Source organism: Haladaptatus sp. W1 (assembly GCF_001723155.1).
Classification (GTDB): domain Archaea; phylum Halobacteriota; class Halobacteria; order Halobacteriales; family Haladaptataceae; genus Haladaptatus; species Haladaptatus paucihalophilus.
The window spans coordinates 35,321-51,449 of record NZ_MEIH01000384.1 but is presented as its reverse complement, the minus strand read 5'-3'; the positions used below and the strand labels follow the sequence as shown (position 1 = coordinate 51,449).

At 61.8% G+C, this 16,129-nt stretch carries 16 protein-coding genes; 11 read left to right on the top strand and 5 right to left on the bottom strand.

What is annotated here, in order from left to right; genetic code table 11:
- Both BG842_RS23785 and trpB read left to right on the top strand, forming a co-directional pair.
- Positions 1-1,162 (top strand): alkaline phosphatase family protein (locus tag BG842_RS23785; RefSeq protein ID WP_069452741.1); only part of this gene is annotated, 1,162 nt, incomplete at its 5' end.
- Between the two features lie 293 nt (positions 1,163-1,455).
- The gene (trpB, locus tag BG842_RS23780) at positions 1,456-2,625 is read left to right on the top strand and encodes a tryptophan synthase subunit beta (protein ID WP_069452734.1); all 1,170 of its coding nucleotides are present in this window, start codon (positions 1,456-1,458) and stop codon (positions 2,623-2,625) included.
- Positions 2,626-2,662: 37 nt separating this feature from the next.
- On the opposite strand, the gene BG842_RS23775 is transcribed toward trpB, so the two are convergent.
- The 3 genes from BG842_RS23775 to BG842_RS23765 all read right to left on the bottom strand — a co-directional run bounded on the left by BG842_RS23775 (position 2,663) and on the right by BG842_RS23765 (position 6,835).
- The gene (locus tag BG842_RS23775) at positions 2,663-4,639 is read right to left on the bottom strand and encodes a bifunctional UDP-sugar hydrolase/5'-nucleotidase (RefSeq protein ID WP_069452733.1); all 1,977 of its coding nucleotides are present in this window, start codon (positions 4,637-4,639) and stop codon (positions 2,663-2,665) included.
- A 151-nt stretch (positions 4,640-4,790) separates the two neighbouring features.
- The gene (locus BG842_RS23770) at positions 4,791-6,038 is read right to left on the bottom strand and encodes an MFS transporter (protein ID WP_069452732.1); all 1,248 of its coding nucleotides are present in this window, start codon (positions 6,036-6,038) and stop codon (positions 4,791-4,793) included.
- Between the two features lie 314 nt (positions 6,039-6,352).
- Positions 6,353-6,835, bottom strand: coding sequence for a deoxyuridine 5'-triphosphate nucleotidohydrolase (locus tag BG842_RS23765; protein ID WP_007980054.1), 483 nt, complete (start codon positions 6,833-6,835; stop codon positions 6,353-6,355).
- Between the two features lie 54 nt (positions 6,836-6,889).
- Between BG842_RS23765 and BG842_RS23760 the strand changes: the two genes are divergently transcribed.
- The 6 genes from BG842_RS23760 to BG842_RS23735 all read left to right on the top strand — a co-directional run bounded on the left by BG842_RS23760 (position 6,890) and on the right by BG842_RS23735 (position 12,788).
- Positions 6,890-7,090: a hypothetical protein gene (locus BG842_RS23760; protein ID WP_069450308.1), complete on the top strand. Its 201-nt coding sequence runs from the start codon at positions 6,890-6,892 to the stop codon at positions 7,088-7,090.
- 167 nt (positions 7,091-7,257) lie between these two features.
- Positions 7,258-9,237 (top strand): aconitate hydratase, encoded by a 1,980-nt coding sequence (locus BG842_RS23755; protein ID WP_069452731.1) that lies wholly within the window; start codon positions 7,258-7,260, stop codon positions 9,235-9,237.
- A 403-nt stretch (positions 9,238-9,640) separates the two neighbouring features.
- Positions 9,641-10,153 (top strand): ribosomal protein S18-alanine N-acetyltransferase, encoded by a 513-nt coding sequence (gene rimI, locus BG842_RS23750; RefSeq protein ID WP_007980050.1) that lies wholly within the window; start codon positions 9,641-9,643, stop codon positions 10,151-10,153.
- A gap of 48 nt (positions 10,154-10,201) precedes the next feature.
- Positions 10,202-10,618 (top strand): DUF5810 domain-containing protein, encoded by a 417-nt coding sequence (locus BG842_RS23745; RefSeq protein ID WP_069452730.1) that lies wholly within the window; start codon positions 10,202-10,204, stop codon positions 10,616-10,618.
- A gap of 24 nt (positions 10,619-10,642) precedes the next feature.
- A complete protein-coding gene (locus tag BG842_RS23740; protein WP_069452729.1) occupies positions 10,643-11,053 on the top strand; it encodes a DUF5809 family protein in 411 nt (136 codons plus the stop codon).
- Positions 11,054-11,081: 28 nt separating this feature from the next.
- Positions 11,082-12,788, top strand: a complete 1,707-nt coding sequence (locus tag BG842_RS23735) for an acyl-CoA dehydrogenase family protein (protein ID WP_069452728.1) — start codon at positions 11,082-11,084, stop codon at positions 12,786-12,788.
- On the opposite strand, the gene BG842_RS23730 is transcribed toward BG842_RS23735, so the two are convergent.
- Positions 12,785-13,225, bottom strand: coding sequence for a metal-dependent transcriptional regulator (locus tag BG842_RS23730; protein WP_254663435.1), 441 nt, complete (start codon positions 13,223-13,225; stop codon positions 12,785-12,787). The two genes, BG842_RS23735 and BG842_RS23730, sit on opposite strands and share 4 nt — an antisense overlap.
- A gap of 99 nt (positions 13,226-13,324) precedes the next feature.
- Positions 13,325-13,942, bottom strand: a complete 618-nt coding sequence (locus tag BG842_RS23725) for a DUF309 domain-containing protein (RefSeq protein WP_069452726.1) — start codon at positions 13,940-13,942, stop codon at positions 13,325-13,327.
- A gap of 341 nt (positions 13,943-14,283) precedes the next feature.
- Here BG842_RS23725 and BG842_RS23720 point away from each other — a divergent pair, with 341 nt between their 5' ends.
- The 3 genes from BG842_RS23720 to BG842_RS29360 all read left to right on the top strand — a co-directional run bounded on the left by BG842_RS23720 (position 14,284) and on the right by BG842_RS29360 (position 15,921).
- Positions 14,284-15,030, top strand: a complete 747-nt coding sequence (locus tag BG842_RS23720; RefSeq protein WP_069452725.1) for a class I SAM-dependent methyltransferase — start codon at positions 14,284-14,286, stop codon at positions 15,028-15,030.
- 80 nt (positions 15,031-15,110) lie between these two features.
- Positions 15,111-15,698 (top strand): HNH endonuclease, encoded by a 588-nt coding sequence (locus tag BG842_RS28355; RefSeq protein ID WP_083252731.1) that lies wholly within the window; start codon positions 15,111-15,113, stop codon positions 15,696-15,698.
- Entirely contained in the window at positions 15,661-15,921 is a 261-nt protein-coding gene (locus BG842_RS29360) for a hypothetical protein (protein ID WP_139136251.1), read from the top strand. The genes BG842_RS28355 and BG842_RS29360 overlap by 38 nt, the downstream gene beginning before the upstream one ends.
- The last annotated feature ends 208 nt before the right edge of the window (positions 15,922-16,129 follow it).

Sequence of the window (16,129 nt, the reverse complement as noted above, 5' to 3'; positions counted from 1 at the left end):
GACCTACTCCCGCGAGGAGTCGAATTACACGGACGCACAGAAGATGGACGAGTACACGAGTCTCGTCCGGATGCGCGGGGAAGCGTTCCGCTATCTCGCCGACAAACACGACCCCGACTTCGGGTTCGTGCAGTTCCAGAAGCCCGATACCGTCTTCCACGAGTTCGACGGCGACTGGGACAAGGTGACGACGGTCTACGAGGAGACGGACAGGCAAGTCGGCAAGCTCCTCGAAGAGTGTGACCCGAACACCGTCTTCATCGCAAGCGACCACGGGATGGGTCCGTACGAGAAGTACGAGTTCCGCGTCAACGAGTTCCTCCGCGACGAGGGCTACGTGAAAGCCCGGAAGGGCGGCCGCGGGATGCCGTCGTGGAACCCGATTCAGGACGAGCTTCGGGAGGGAAAGGACACGAAGACGTGGGAGCCGAACACCATCGAACGCATGGCCGCGAAGATGGCCCAGTTCGGTTTCACCGCTCATCGGATTCGAACCGGGTTGGAGAAGGTGGGACTCGCCGAAATCGTAAAGCAGTACGCGCCGAAGAACGTCGCGCGGACGGCGAACGAGCAGGTCGATTTCCCGAAATCCGCCGCGTACATGCGCGCTCGAACCGAACTGGGCGTTCGAATCAACTTGCAGGGACGCGAACCGAACGGTATCGTCCCGCCGGAGCAGTACGACGAGGTTCGTGACGACCTGATAGAGAAACTCAGTGCGGTCGAAACCCCCGATGGCGAACCCGTCTTCGGCGAAGTCGCGCCGCGTGAGACGTACTTCCACGGGAAGAACGCGGACAACGCGCCGGACATCGTGACCATCCCGAACGAGATGGGGCAGTTCCTCTCGGCGCAACTCCTCGGCGACTACTTCGCGCCGCCGACCGAACCGTGGAACCACAAAATCGAAGGCGTCGTCGCCGCGAAAGGGGAGGGAATCGACGCGGATGCGATGCCGACCAAAGCCCACCTCTTCGACATCGCGCCCACTGTCATGTCCGCGCTCGGAATCCCGTACAGCGACCGGATGGACGGCAGCGTCATTCCAATCGTCGAGGACGCCGGAGCGCAGTCGTATCCCGCCTACGACGAGGACGACTCGGTTTCGATGGACGACGCGGACGTCGAAGAGCGGTTGGCCGACCTCGGCTACATGCAGTAGGCCGACTTCGACTCCTCACCTCGACAGTTTTGCTCCGCGACCCTCTCCGTTGTCTCGACGGTTCTCCGACCTGTCGTTCACTTTCTTCACCGGTCGTTCCACGTTCTTCACTCCCCCGTTTCGGCTCTCCTCGGATTTCATATCTATCTTATACAATCCATAAACGTATGTGTCGGCTGTCGGTGGCTATCACGTGAGATGCCGCCGGTGGTGATATCAACAATTTTGTACACTCCACACCACATTTGTACTGTAGAGCAATTTTATATACGTTGGGATGCAACCTTCCGTCCATGTCACAAGAGACCGCAACCGAGTTCGGGACGTTCGGCGGCCGCCACGTTCCCGAACCGCTCGAAGAACCGCTCGAACGGTTGGCACAAACATACGACGAGATTTCCGAGACGGAGGCGTTTCAGCGCGAGTTCCAGCAGTACCTCGAAAAGTTCGCCGGGCGACCGACGCCGCTCTATCACGCGGAACGACTCTCCGAGGCGTACGGCGCACAGATTTACCTGAAACGCGAGGACCTGCTCCACGGCGGAGCACACAAGATCAACAACTGCCTCGGGCAGGCGTTGCTGGCGAAGCAGGCGGGGAAGGACCGACTCATCGCCGAAACCGGCGCGGGTCAACACGGTACCGCAACCGCGATGGTCGGCGCGCTGCTCGACATCCCGACCGAGATTTACATGGGGAAAAAGGACGTGGAGCGCCAGAAGATGAACGTTTTCCGAATGCGCCTGATGGGCGCGGAGGTGAACGAGGTCACGCGCGGCGACTCCGGACTGGCGGATGCCGTCGATGCCGCGCTGGAGGATTTCGCCCGCAACGTGGACGACACTCACTACCTCGTCGGGAGCGTCGTCGGTCCCGACCCGTTCCCGCGGATGGTCCGCGATTTCCAGTCGGTCATCGGCGTGGAAGCGCGACGCCAGATTCAGGAGGAAACCGGAGGCCTACCGGACGCCGCGGTCGCGTGCGTCGGCGGCGGGTCGAACGCCATCGGTCTCTTCCACGCGTTCCGCGACGACCCCGTGGAACTGTACGGCGCGGAGGGCGGCGGCGAGGGGTCGGATTCGACCCGCCACGCGGCACCCCTCGCAAACGGGAAGACGGACATCCTCCACGGAATGCGAACCCGAATCCTGAACGACGACGTTGAGGTCCACTCAGTCTCGGCGGGACTCGACTACCCCGGCGTCGGCCCGGAACACGCCCAGTTCCGCGAAACCGGCCGCTGTGAGTACACCGGGGTCACCGACGACGAGGCCCTCGCCGCGTTCCGCGAACTGAGCGAGTTGGAGGGCATCATCCCCGCGCTCGAATCCAGCCACGCCGTCGCGCTGGCGAAGCAACTCGCCGAGGAGCGGGACGAAGACGACGTTATTCTGGTCAACCTGAGCGGTCGGGGCGACAAGGACATGGAACAGGCCGCCGAGCTGTTCGACCTCGGCAACTGAGAAAAACTAGTTTTTCGAACCGCGATTACGAGGCCCCTTACGCGGCCGCCGCCGTCGGTGTCGGCGATGCGGTGCGCTCGCTCGTCTCGCCGGTGTCGTCCGTCTCGTCGGTCCCCTTCTCGTGTCCGCCGTTTGCCGCGAGCGTCACGGTCACGTCGGCGTTCACCCGCGAGTGGTCGAAGTACACTTGGTCGTACTTCGAGGAGTTGTAACTTCCGTACAGGTCGAGGTTCGCCGTCCGCTCGCATCCGAGGAGCGCCGCGAGTTCGGCATCGTCGAAGCGAACCGCGAGGCGTCCCTCCTCGGCGTCGTACGTGACCTTCTCCGCTTCGACGGTGCGGTTACCGGGTGTCGAGACGACGAACGTGCCCGCGACGGTTCCGTCGTAGTCCGCGGGCGCGTCGAAGTGCATGACGACCTTGCCGCGTTCGTCGAGGCTGACCGAGGCGTCGTCGAGGGTGTTGTCAACCCGTTGAATCCGGCCGTCCGTCGTCGGCGCGATTCGTTTCTTCTCCTTCAGATAGTCGACCACGGTGGTCGAAAGGAGTTCGTCCGTCCGGTTTACGACCGGTTCGTCGGCGAGCGGATAGCCGCTTCCGCCGCCCGCCATGAAGTCGTTGACGGCGACTTCGTAGGTCGCGTTCGGGTCGAGTCGCTCGCCGTTCACGTACACGTCTCGGATTCGGTCACGACCCTCGTGGCCGACCCACTCGAACCGGACGCCGCTGACCTGCATGGCCATCTCCGCGCCGTACTGCTGTCCGGCCTCGCTCTCCAACGGCGTCACTTGGCTGGCGAGCGTCTCCTCTAGTTCGCGGCCGGTCAGTTCGACCGTCACGACCTCGTTCCCGAACGGCAGCGTGTTGAACACGTCGCCGCCCGTGATGTTTCCGGGACCGTAGACGCTGTTCGAACGGATGCCGCCCGCGTTGGTGATGGCCACGTCGGCACCCGTCTTCGCGCGCATCGCGTCGGTCACGAGGTCGCCGTAGTTGCTTTCGCGGTGGTAGTTGGTGGCGAACCGAGCGTCGAGGGGCGTCTCGGTGTACGCGATAGTCGAGTCGAGGTCCACCTCCGAGCGGTAGTCGTCGATGATGTCCGAGGCGGTTTCGTTCTTCGGCGTCGCGTCGGTGACGTTGAGGAGGTGCCCGTTCGCGGCGACGACCTCGCCGTTCTCGACGGTGAGGTTGATTTCGCTCAGGTACTCGGCCCGCGCCTGCGTCTCGCTGATGATGGTTCCGTTCACGACGCGCGGACGGTAGACCACTTCGTCGTGTCCCGTCAGCACGACGTCGGTGTCTGTTCGGTTCGCGACCGTCTCGGCTTCGTTCGTCCCCTCGTGAAGCAGGACGACCGTTACGTCCACGTCCTCCCTCTCGCGGAGAACTCGTTCGTACTTCCGAATCGACGGCACGACCGGCTTCGCGGTGATGTTCCGAGCCGAGAGGTTCTCGGAGACCGAGCCATCGACACCGGGGTAGACGGCACCGACGATGCCGACTTTGACGCCGCCGCGCTCGACCACTTCGTAGCGTTTCGTTCCCTCGACCGTCTTCCCGGTCGTCTCGTTGACGAGGTTCGAGACGACCCACGGGAACTCGGAGGCGCGGGACGCGTTCGTGAACGCATCGACGCCGTAATCGAGGTCGTGGTTACCGATGGTATCCGCGTCCGGCCCGATGAGGTTCAACACGTCGACCGGCGCGCGCCACTTCGAGACGGGCGAGAGTGCGTGCGGCGACAACTCGTCACCGCCGCCCATCACGAACGTCGGGTTGTCGTGGGCGGCCCGCCGCTCGTCGATTCGGTGGACGAGCCGCGGCAGGTTGCCGTCCTTCGCCGCGGCGGTCTGAATGTCGTTGTAGGAGAGGATGGTCACGTTCGTCGAACTGTTCGCGGTCACGTCGGCTGACCCTGTGTCGGACTGGTGCCCGCCAGCGCCCACACCGAGCGCGGGGATCGCCCCCGCACTGACGATGCAGACGAGCAGGACGAGTGCTGTCGCGCGTCGCATTCATCGTATTCGAACGACCCTTCCAAATTAATTGTATCTATGTGGCATTAATAGAATAATTGTCTCTATAGATTCAAATATGTGTGGTGGGCGCACATGTGCTGAATTTTACTCTTCTCGCCCGGACTATCGAAACACGACGCCGTCCGTCTCACCACTCGGTCAGCGCCTCGGACCCGTACGAGTACGACAGGACGCCGAAGAACGTCAGCACGCCCGAAATCGACGCGATTCCGCCGACGTAGAACACCCACTGGATGCCCGGCCCCGTCATCAAGACTCCGGCGAGAATCGGCGCGAGGATGCTCCCCGGTCGCCAGACTAACTCCCGGACGCCAAAACTGCTAGCCACGCCTGCGCCATCGATGCCTTCGTCGGCGAACAGCGCCATGCTGGCCGGTTCACGGAAACTGTCGGCGACCCCGAGCAGGGCGTTGAGTCCGACCAGTGGAAGGAAGGCCGGTGAGAGTGCGCCGAGGACGGGAAACGCGGCGGGAAGCGACAGCGCCTGTCCGATTACGGGTGCGGAGGGGACGACCAACGCCACGAGTCCGTAGATGCCGCCGCCGACGAAGACGAACAGCGCCCGTCCGTAGTCGTCCGACAGTCGTCCGGTGAAGGGCTGACAGAGCATGTTCGTGAACTTCTCCGCGATGAGGACGACGCCGACCGCGATGGGCGCGTACGCGAGTCCACCTTTCGCGGCTTCGACGCCCGCGTAGACCACGATCCACGTTCGGACCATCGTCACCGCCACCGCGTACTGGGCGCGGAAACTCGTGAGCGTCAGCAGTTTGCGATTGAGCGCCATGTCGGCGAAGGGGAAGCCCTCGATTCGCGTGTCGTCGCGCTCGACGAAGAGGAGAACCCCGAGCAACGCCGGAATCAGGAGTGCGACGATGACGCCGAACACGACGTCGAAGCCGTATCGTTCGTACAGCGCGGTGGCGGAAATCGTCCCGAGGATGGACGCCGCGAAGCGGGCCGCGTTCGCCTTGCCGATGTGGTTCGCCCGCGTGTCGGCCGTCGAGAGTTCACCGACGAGCGCGAGCGTGATGAGACCGGTTCCGGTGATGGCCACGCCCTGTAACGCCCGCGCCGCGATGAACCCCCAACTGCTCTCGACCAGCGGAAAACCGGCGTAGGCGACGATGGACACGACGAGACTGAAGAGGAGGACGGTCCGTTTGTCGTAGCGGTCGCCGCTCCACGCCAGCGGGATGACGGCCACCGACTGCGCGGCGGTCAACCCGGAGACGAACAGGCCGACGACGATTCCCGACTGCGGGTCAAGAACGTTGAGATACGTCGGCAGCAGCGCTGCCAGCGTGATAAAACCGAAGCCGCTGGCGAACCGCGTGAGATAGAGCGCGTAGAACTGGGCGCGATTTTCTTGCACGATACAACCTGTGAACTTCCCCGCAAAGTCCTTTCGTTTCGAAACCTATCCGCCGCTCCCGCCAGCGGCGACGATAGTTTGGGCCAGTACGAGCCGTTTTCGGGACAGTGCGAATAGTTACTCGTCTCGACAGTCCGGACACCGCTCGTCTTCGACGTAGATTTCGAGCAATTTTTCGCCACATTCGACACATCGCTTCAGTACGTCCTTCTCTACCACGTTCGCTCACAACGCAATCGAAACCCGATAGAAATAGCCGTATCGGTTTGCCTAGTGTTTGCGATTCACCATTCTCGCATCGCTCTCTGCCCCGTTTAGTCCAGATTCTCGCCCTGATAGTCGCCGTCGTAGGTGCCGTCGTGGTCCGCCTCGGCGAGGACGAGTTGTGCGATACGTGCGCCGCGTTCGAGTTCGATGTCGTGGTGGACCTGCAACAACCCTTCACCTTTGCCCTCGTAGCCCGCGTCCCAGACCGCAGTGTTGAGCATACAGGAGTTCCGCATGAGCGACGAGCGGGGGTAGACGAAGCCGACGTGTCCGTCCGGGATTTCGATTGTCTCCGCATACTGGACGATGTATCCTCCTTGCGGCAGGTAGTAGTTCTCCGGGGATTTCTCGGTTATCTGCTCGGATTCGACCTGCTGTCGGTCGCCGATCTCCTTGCCGTTGCGCCCGATTCGGCCCGAGTCCCGCTGTTCGTACACCGTTTCCAGCGTCAAATCGACGCCGTTCGGCTGTACCTGTTGCCGTCTGACCTCCGAGACGTGCTCCGCGACGAACGTTCCGCTCTCGAACATAGACGGACGGCGTGTCCGAGATAGTAAAGCCGTTACCGTTCCCGACTGGTGTGCGTGACTCTCACACTCGCTCTCTCACCCGTTGACTCGTTCGCCTGCGCGTTTCTTCGCCTACTCGCGCCGTTCGAACGACCCGACGGTCGCGCCGTCCGCCGCATCGAGTTCGCTCGCTCGAACTGCAAAACGGGTCCGAAGCGGACGACGTCGTTCCGTCCCTCTCGTGGAGTCGTGCCGACGACGGAACGCCGACCGTGACCGAAGTCGAAATCGCCGCCGTTCGGTTTGACTACTCCTCGCAAAACATTGTGACTTTCTCGCCCCGATTTTCGCAATGATTGCCGGACGAGGGCCGAATTTACCACGAACGATGAAAACGTAAACACGCGGGATTTATACCTTCGGAGGGTCGATATTCGTCCGATATGGGACAAACACTGACGGAAAAGATTCTCGACGACCACCTCGTCGAGGGCGAACTCGAAACCGGTGAGGAAATCGGAATCGAGATCGACCAGGTTCTCACACAGGACACGACTGGGACCCTCGTGTGGCTCCAGTTCGAGGCGCTCGACATGGACGAGGTCCAGACCGAGATCGCCGCGCAGTACTGTGACCACCAGACCTACCAGTTCGACTTCAAGAACACGGACGACCACCGTTTCCTCCGCTCGGCGGCGGGCACGTTCGGTGCACACTACTCCCGTCCCGGCAACGGTATCTGTCACAACGTCCACAAGGAGAACTTCGCGGCACCCGGCAAGACGATGCTCGGGTCCGACTCCCACACCCCGACCCCCGGCGGTCTGGGTGAACTCGCAATCGGTTCCGGCGGTCTCGACGTCGCAGTCGCCATGGGTGGCGGCTCGTACTACATCGAGATGCCCGAAATCGTCAACGTCCGTCTCGAAGGCGAACTCCCCGAGTGGGCGACCGCGAAGGACGTCATCCTTGAGATGCTCCGTCGCTTCTCCGTGAAGGGCGGCGTCGGCAAAATCTTCGAGTACACCGGTCCCGGTGTCGAGACGCTCTCGGTCCCCGAGCGAACGACCATCACGAACATGGGAACGGAACTCGGCGCAACGACGTCCATCTTCCCGACGGACGAGAACACCGAGGAGTGGCTCTCGCGCCTCGGCCGCGAGGACGAGTACGTCGACCTCCAGCCCGACGACGACGCGGAGTACGACGACGAAATCGTCATCGACCTCTCCGACCTCGAACCGCTCATCGCACAGCCGTCCATGCCCGACAAGGTCGTTCCGGTCCGCGAAGTCGCCGGACAGTCGGTCGACCAGGTCATGATCGGTTCCTGTACGAACGGTGGCTACGAGGACATCCTCCCCGCCGCGAAGATGCTCGAAGGCCGCACGGTCAACCGGAAGACGGACCTCATCGTCGCTCCGGCGTCCAAGCAGGCCTCCGAGATGCTCGCCCGTGAGGGTTGGGTCGCGGAACTGATGGCGGCAGGCGTCAACTTCTCCGAGGCGACCTGTGGTGCGTGTATCGGTATCGGTCACGTTCCGGCATCCGATTCCGTCTCGCTCCGTACCTTCAACCGCAACTTCGAGGGTCGCTCCGGTATCGAGGACGACGCGGTGTACCTCTGCTCGCCCGAAGTCGCCACGGCGGCGGCCATCAAAGGCGAAATCATCGACCCGCGCGACCTCGCCGACGAACTCGGCGACCTCGAAGCGCCCGAGTTCGAGATGGGCGACGACTACGGCACCACCGCCGACGACCCCGACCTCATCTCCCCCGACGAAGCGGTCGACGACGAACTCATCAAAGGCCCGAACATCGGTGACGTCCCGCTGAAGGACGAACTCGAATCCGACCTCGAAGGCCCGGCCCTGCTCAAGATGCAGGACAACATCACGACCGACCACATCATCCCCGCCACGCAGGACATCCTGATGTACCGGTCGAACATCCCGAAACTCTCCGAGTTCACGCTCTCGCGCGTCGACGACTCGTTCGCACAGCGCGCACTCGACGCCGACGGCGGCTTCCTCGTCGCCGGCGAGAACTACGGTCAGGGTAGCTCGCGCGAACACGCGGCCCTGTGCCCGATGTACCTCGGTGTGGAAGGCGTCCTCGCACAGAGCTTCGCCCGCATCCACAAGGCCAACCTGTTCAACTTCGGTCTGCTCCCCCTCGAAATCAGTGAGGAGGACTACGAGAAATTCGAACAGGGCGACGACATCGAAATCGTCGACGACGTTGCGGAAGCGGTCCGCTCCGGTCAGGAAGAGTTCACGGTCCGCGTGAACGACGACTGGGAACTCACCGCGACCCTCGACGCCTCCGAACGCGAGCGCCAGATTCTCGCCGACGGTGGCAAGTTGTCCCACACGAAGAAGCAGGCAGAGGGCGGCGACACCGCGGCCTCCGCGGACGACTAACGACCTTTCAGCACCCACCTTTTACGACGGTCACAAGCAAGAGCGATGGCTGTCGCCATCGCTCTTGCTGGCTTCTTCACGGCTTCGCCGTGGAGGAACGAGGGAGCGGAGCTCCCTCGCATTCCCTGTAAAAGCTGGACCAAAAGCACTCCTCGCTCCCTTCGGTCGCTCGTCGGCCCGAAAAATTTCCGATTTTCCGGTATGTTACTGGCGTTCTGTGGCTGTGGCACCGGCCTATCGCTCCCTCCGGTCGCTGGATTCAAGTAAGCGACCGGAGGGAGCGATAGGCCGAGGCCTCCTCCTGTCGCACGAGATTTTCTTCCGCGAACGGCGAAGCCGTGAAGAAGACTGCCAGCGGTCGGGGCGACTCGCCCCGATCGCTGGCTCCCGACCGCAGAAAAAGGTGGTGGTCAAGGCTTTAGTCCTCCGCGTCGAATGGTCGCTCGTGACTACCACCGCGACCGAGAACGGGTCGATTTCGATTCGTTCCGCGGAGGATACCGATTTGCTCGCCATCTTCCGCATCGAGAAGGCCTCGTTTAGCCAGCCGTGGCCGTTCGCGGCGTTCGAACGGTATATCGACGAACCCACGTTTCTCGTCGCCACGGACGGAGCGAAGATAGTCGGCTACATCGTCGCCGACATGATTCCGAATCACGGTCGGGCGCTCGGGCACGTCAAGGACATCGCGGTTCACCCCTCGCGTCGCGGTGAGGGAATCGGGCGGGAGCTTCTGAAACAGGCGCTTTCGGGCCTTCGAGCGCGGGGGACGCACAGCGTCAAACTGGAGGTCCGGGCGAGCAACGAGCCCGCGATTTCGCTGTATCGTGACTTTGGTTTCCGCTACTTGCGGACGATACCGCGGTACTACGGGGACGGCGAGGACGCGCTCGTGATGATCGTCGAACTCGACTGACCGTCGCCGACTGAACCGTTTTTCAGTGCGGACGCCATACCCTCGTGCATGGGATATGCGTGTCCGGTGTGCGAAACGCCACAGTCCGATGGGGAACATCTCGCCAACCATCTCGCCTTCGCGGCCATTCTCGGCGACGCGGACCACGAGTCGTGGCTGGACGAACACGCGCCCGGATGGAACGAGGAGGGACCCGACGAACTCGCGCCGCGAATCACGGAGTACGCGGAGGAGGAGGAGTACCCGCAGGTGTTCGAGGACACGGTTCACGACCACGGCGGACTGGAGGACGAACTCCAACAGGCCGGTGGCTACGGTCGGGACGCGACCATGGGCGCTGACGCCCAGCGGGTTATGGCCGAGGCGCGGCAGATGACCGAACAGATGCTCGGCGAGGGCAACGACGCGGAGGCGGACCGGAACGACGCCAAGGCGGACGACGAATCGAAGGACGAAAACGAATAGTTTCTTCCCCGAAAAGTACCCGCCATGGAGACGCACGGAATCTTCGCCCCGGAGACGGAGGGGGCTGCGCACGAACAGTACGAAGACGTCGGGCCGGTCGCACAGACCGTCGTCAAGGAGACGGCCAAAGCGATGGACTTCGACCGCGAGGAGTACGGCAAACGCGTGACCGGCGACGTGATTGCGACGGCGCGGGACGCCCTGTTCGCCTCGCTGCTCGAAATCAAAACCGGCACACGCGACGAGTTCGAGGCCGACGTTCCCGACGGATTCGAGGTGCACGTCGAGGGGAGCGAAAACGTCGATAACGTCGCGTGGCACGTCGCGCCGTCGGCGGAGGCGGTCGTCGCGGCGACCTACCAGCAAAAGGAGGACGCGGCGATTGCGACCCTCCAGCGCATCGCTTTCGGACGGGTGTACCGGGACATCGTTTAATTAGTTCGGCCGCGATGTGTCGGCCAGTATGAGTATCGACTACGGGCGGTTCGACCGCGGCTGCGGGATGAACTACTGGCAGTACGACCCCGTTTTGCAACACGAAGTCGAGCGAACCTATCCCGGAGACCGAGGCTGGGCCGAGGAGCGGTTCGACGAGTTCGGTGCCATCGTCGGAACGACCGTCGCCCCGAATTCGGATACCATCGACGAACACGGCCCGGAACTCCGCCGGTACGACCGACACGGGCGGCTCGTAAACGATATCGAGTACCATCCGGCCCAGTTGGAAAACGAGAAACTCGTGTACGGCGCGGGCATCGTCGCCAACTCGTTTCGGGCACCGCCGGACCGCGACGACCCGGCGTCCATGCTCCACCACCTGACGATGGATTATCTCCTCGCGTACGCGGACGTGGGGTTGACGTGCCCCGTCGCCATGACCGCGGGCGTCGCGTTGGTGCTGGAGCGGTTCGACCACGGTTCCGACGGGTCCCTCTCGGAGTTCTTCGACCGACTCACCGCCCGCGAGTACGACGACCTGATTCAGGGCGCGATGTTCCTCACGGAGCGACAGGGCGGGAGCGACGTCGGCGCGACCGAAACCGTCGCCGAACGCACCGACGACGGCTGGGAATTGACCGGCGAGAAGTGGTTCTGCTCGAACGTCGATTCGGGGGCCATCCTCACGCTCGCGCGGACGCCGGACGCGCCCGACGGAACCGAGGGGCTTTCGCTCTTTCTGGTTCCGGGAACGACGTCCAACGGCGAGCGCGACGGCGCGTTCGTCCGTCGGCTGAAGGACAAACTGGGGACGGTAAGCGTTCCGACCGGTGAGGTCGAGTTCCGCGGGGCGGAGGCGCATCTCGTCGGCGAACTCGAATCCGGCTTTCGATACATGTCCGAGATGCTCAACCTCGAACGCATCGCCAACGCCTTCGCGTCGTGCGGTCTCATCGGGCGGGCGCTGTTGGAGAGCAAAGTTCGAGCCGCGAACCGCGAGGCGTTCGGCAGCACCATCGACCGGTATCCGCTCATGCGCCGCGATTTGGTGGAGATGGCCGTCGCTCACGAGGCGGCGACCGCGTTCACGTTCGACGCCGGGCGGGCGTTCGACCGCTACCACCGCGGCGACGAGGACGCGTTCGCGCTGATGCGCCTGCTCGTCCCCATTGCGAAGTCGAGAACGGGGCGGATGGCGGTCAACGTCGCGTCGTACGCGATGGAGATTCACGGCGGCAACGGCTACGTGAACGATTTCGTCACGAACCGCCTCCTGCGCGACGCGCAGGTGCTTCCCATCTGGGAGGGGACCTCGAACATCCTCTCGCTCGACGTGCTTCGCGCGCTTGCGCGCGAGGACGCACACGACCCCGCGCTAGCACTGACCCGTGACCGACTGGACGGTATCGAACACGACGACCTCGCCGACCTGGTGGCGACCACCCGCGACGAACTCGACGGGCTACAGGATGCCCTCGTGACGCTTGCGACGGAAGAAGAGGAGTACGCACAACTCCACGCGAAGGAACTGGCCGAGTACGTCTTCGACGTGTACACCGCCGCGCTGTTGCTGTCGGAGGCGGACGGCGAACTCGCGGCGGGGAACAGGCGGAAGGGACTGGTCGCTCGCCAGTTCGTTACCGACGCGTTCGGCCGCTCCGCCGCGCGAGGGATCACCTCCGGGGACACGCTCTCGCTCGACGGCTTCGAAGAAATCGTTCGCTTCGCCTAGTTCGCTTCGGTGTCGCGCACGTCGTCACAACATTCGTTGTATTCGGTCTGGGGCGCGCTGCACTCGCCGTTGCAGGGGTGATTGATGTGCTCGCGGATGCGACTCGCAACCTCGTCCGAGAGGGCGTTTCCCATCTCGCGCGCCTCGTCCGGGTCGTCGATTTCGAGGTCGTCAATCAGGAAGTTCTCCGCGAGACATCGCTTCCACATCACTTCCCGTGCGGTCTCCTCGCCCTCGTTCGTGAGCGTCGCCCCCTTGTACTTCTCGTAGGTCGCAAGGTCGCGCGCTTCGAGCGTCGTGAGCATCTCGGTGACGCTGGCTGCGCTCACGTCCAAGGCGTTCGCCAACTCCCCGGTTTTGGCCGGACGCCCCGTGCTCTTGCTGACGAGGTGAATCGTACTGAGGTAGCGCCCGACGCTCGCGGAAACCTCGCTCATCATCTGGCTCTAGCGGGTGTCACGGACATAAATCATTCCCAACGTCAACAACGTATCCAACGGTGATTCGGTTCACGGGTGCCGGACCTGCTCGTGAGGTCACTCGAACAGGTCGCTCACGTCCGTCTCCCGGAACTCCCGCTTTTCGACGTGCTGACCCAGACGCTGTGCTATCAGCGCCCTGTTTTCCGGTTGCCGGACGAAATCCATGAGGAACGTGATGAACCGGCTTCCCTCGTCCCCGGCGTCCAAATCCGCCCGTGCGAATTCGACCGCTCGCTCGAACGTCGGTTCGTCGTAGCCGAACTCCTCGGCGAGGACCAGGGCGGCCACCGCGGACGCGTCGAATCCGAGGTCCTCGGGGCGGAGAACGGCCCCGTCGCTGGTCAGTTGCGGCGGTGCGGTTCGCTCGACGTGCTCGGGGTCGTCCCGAACGCCTCGGAGGTAGGACCGAACCGTTTCGACGTTCACTCCCCGGTACTCGTCCGGGAGTCCGGCGAGATACTCGGCCGCGCTCTCGACGAGGCCACGGATTCCCGTCCAGTTCGCATCGGCTGTGTGGTGTACGACCGCCGTGAACTGGATCAGTCCGTGGAGGAACCGTTCGTCGTCGGTATCCCGTTCGAGGTCCAACCAGTGGTCCTCCCACGCGTCGTGGGCGGCGTGGAACTCGCCAGCGTTGTAGATGGCGACCCCGGCACGGAGGGATGCGTCCATACGACTTCTTGCTCGCCGCCGACGAAAAACTCCTCCGACACCGGTCACGCTCGTAAAATGGCTCGAAAACGGATGATGCATCGACCTGACTGAGCCACCGTCAGTAGTTTCGAACCGTCTGAAAGCGGCTACTTCTCGGCTTTCTTCACGGCCCACTTCTTCAAGTCACGAACGAACAGTCGGTAGTTCTCAATTTTACTCATACACGAGTAAATATTCATGCCGGGTTCAAAAGTGTCACGGTTCGCGGTATATTTGGCTTGATACACCATGGCAGACACGTGCTCGGTGAAAACTGCGCGAACGGCAACGGCCTTCGTGTCGTTCGACCTACGCTCTGCATGGACGATATCGAACGGAAGCGGGCGACGACGGATTCGTTCGGGAGCGTCGCGGACACCTATCTCGACAGTGACGTTCACCGAACCGGTGCGGATCTCGAACTGCTCGCGTCGTGGTGTGATGACGCCGCGTGCGCGCTCGACATCGCCTGCGGTGCCGGACACACGGCGGGTGCGCTCGCCGAAACCGTCCCCATCGTGGTCGCCGCCGACGCCACGCCCGCGATGGTCGAAACGGCCACCGACGCCTTTCCCGTCTCTGGTGCGGTCGCCGACGCGGAGCGGCTTCCCTTCCCCGACGAGACCTTCGACGCCGTGACCTGCCGAATCGCCGCGCACCACTTCCCGAATCCTGAGTTGTTCGTGGCCGAAGTCGCCCGCGTCCTCACGCCCGGCGGCGTCCTCGCCTTCGAGGACAACATCGTCCCCGAGGACGACGCGTTGGCCGCGTTCTACAATCGGTTCGAACGGCTCCGCGATTCGACCCACGGCGAAGCCTACTCCGCCGCGCAGTGGCGCGACCGCATCGGCGAGGTCGGATTGTCGGTTGACGAACTCACGACCATGCGAAAATCCCTTGATTACGAGTCTTGGGTCGAACGAACCGATCCCGGAGAGGACGCGCGCGAGGAACTGGACAAACTCGTCCGCGGGCCGGAAGCCGAAGAGGTGTACGACGTGACGATTGAAGATGGGAAAGTGACCGATTTCAGCAACGAGAAGGTTCTACTGCGCACGACGAAGTGAAAGTTACTGTACCGTAGTAATCTGAAGCTCACCATCTTCATCTGAAAAACATTTATGATGTGTGATGTATGATGTGAATTATGACTGGAGAGAGAAGTCAAACTAATGAGCAGGAAGTTGTCCCCAGTGCAATCCTCGTTGCAAGTCTCGTTTTCGGGGGATATGTAGTTTGGAACCAGCCATTTGGAGGAAGTACGGCATATATCTGGTGGATTATTTTGGGAGGTTCACTACTCGGTCTTCTTTACGTGATATTCGGTTTTAGGAAAATTTTCCAGGAGTCGGATGTTCATGCAGCAGTGGCTTGGTTATTTAATGGAACCTCCCAAAACAATCGGGTATTAAATAAAAGCGCCCAAACTAACGTCGAAAAAGTCCCGCCACCAACTACAACTCTAAAAAATGAGCTATACTTCGAACGAGCTAATCGAAGATGTGAATGGTGTGACGAACGAGTGGATTCCCCAGATATTCATCACATCAAACCTCGGGCTGAAGGTGGGCAAAACCATTCGGAAAATCTGATTGTCCTTTGTCCAAACTGTCATCGAAAAGCAGATAGAGGCGCTATCAGCAGGTCAAAACTTAAGTATCAGGTCAAGAAACAATCTGGAAGTAGGAGATATCAGAATGGCAGTAGTTCGAAGAGATGGGAAATGGACGCTTGAAAAACAACAGAACGGAGTCTACGAAATTCGAGAACGTGGCAATCTCCAAGCGAGGGTCATCACAGATGACTATGAGCCACAAGGAATGATGAATGACCTACGGATGGACGTAATGACTCAAACTATTGAAGTCCGGGACTTCAAGGATGCTGAGCGGGAATTCCAGAATCATATCAAAAAATCAGAAAGTGGTGGTTTTGGGTTAGGCGGCGGATTATTCTGATTTGTTTCCATGAATAAAGAACTCCTAAAAACTGCCGTTGTACTAATTGTCGGTATAATTCTTCTCTTGTACCTACATGCTCGCGTCTGCCCAGTGAATAATCTGAATATTTGGTGGTGCTAGCTGTTCTATTCGCGCCATCGACTCGCTTTACTCATCGCGTTACGCTCTGAAAACGTCCTGACGGAGTCCCACGCGAGCGGACGCG

Excerpts from the sequence above, each read along its gene's own strand:
- trpB (WP_069452734.1), top strand. The coding sequence starts at position 1,456 with ATGTCACAAGAGACCGCAACCGAGTTCGGGACGTTCGGCGGCCGCCAC.
- BG842_RS23775 (WP_069452733.1), bottom strand. The coding sequence starts at position 4,639 with ATGCGACGCGCGACAGCACTCGTCCTGCTCGTCTGCATCGTCAGTGCG.
- BG842_RS23765 (WP_007980054.1), bottom strand. The coding sequence starts at position 6,835 with ATGTTCGAGAGCGGAACGTTCGTCGCGGAGCACGTCTCGGAGGTCAGA.
- BG842_RS23755 (WP_069452731.1), top strand. The coding sequence starts at position 7,258 with ATGGGACAAACACTGACGGAAAAGATTCTCGACGACCACCTCGTCGAG.
- BG842_RS23745 (WP_069452730.1), top strand. The coding sequence starts at position 10,202 with ATGGGATATGCGTGTCCGGTGTGCGAAACGCCACAGTCCGATGGGGAA.
- BG842_RS23740 (WP_069452729.1), top strand. The coding sequence starts at position 10,643 with ATGGAGACGCACGGAATCTTCGCCCCGGAGACGGAGGGGGCTGCGCAC.
- BG842_RS23735 (WP_069452728.1), top strand. The coding sequence starts at position 11,082 with ATGAGTATCGACTACGGGCGGTTCGACCGCGGCTGCGGGATGAACTAC.
- BG842_RS23730 (WP_254663435.1), bottom strand. The coding sequence starts at position 13,225 with ATGAGCGAGGTTTCCGCGAGCGTCGGGCGCTACCTCAGTACGATTCAC.
- BG842_RS23725 (WP_069452726.1), bottom strand. The coding sequence starts at position 13,942 with ATGGACGCATCCCTCCGTGCCGGGGTCGCCATCTACAACGCTGGCGAG.
- BG842_RS23720 (WP_069452725.1), top strand. The coding sequence starts at position 14,284 with ATGGACGATATCGAACGGAAGCGGGCGACGACGGATTCGTTCGGGAGC.
- BG842_RS28355 (WP_083252731.1), top strand. The coding sequence starts at position 15,111 with ATGACTGGAGAGAGAAGTCAAACTAATGAGCAGGAAGTTGTCCCCAGT.
- BG842_RS29360 (WP_139136251.1), top strand. The coding sequence starts at position 15,661 with ATGGCAGTAGTTCGAAGAGATGGGAAATGGACGCTTGAAAAACAACAG.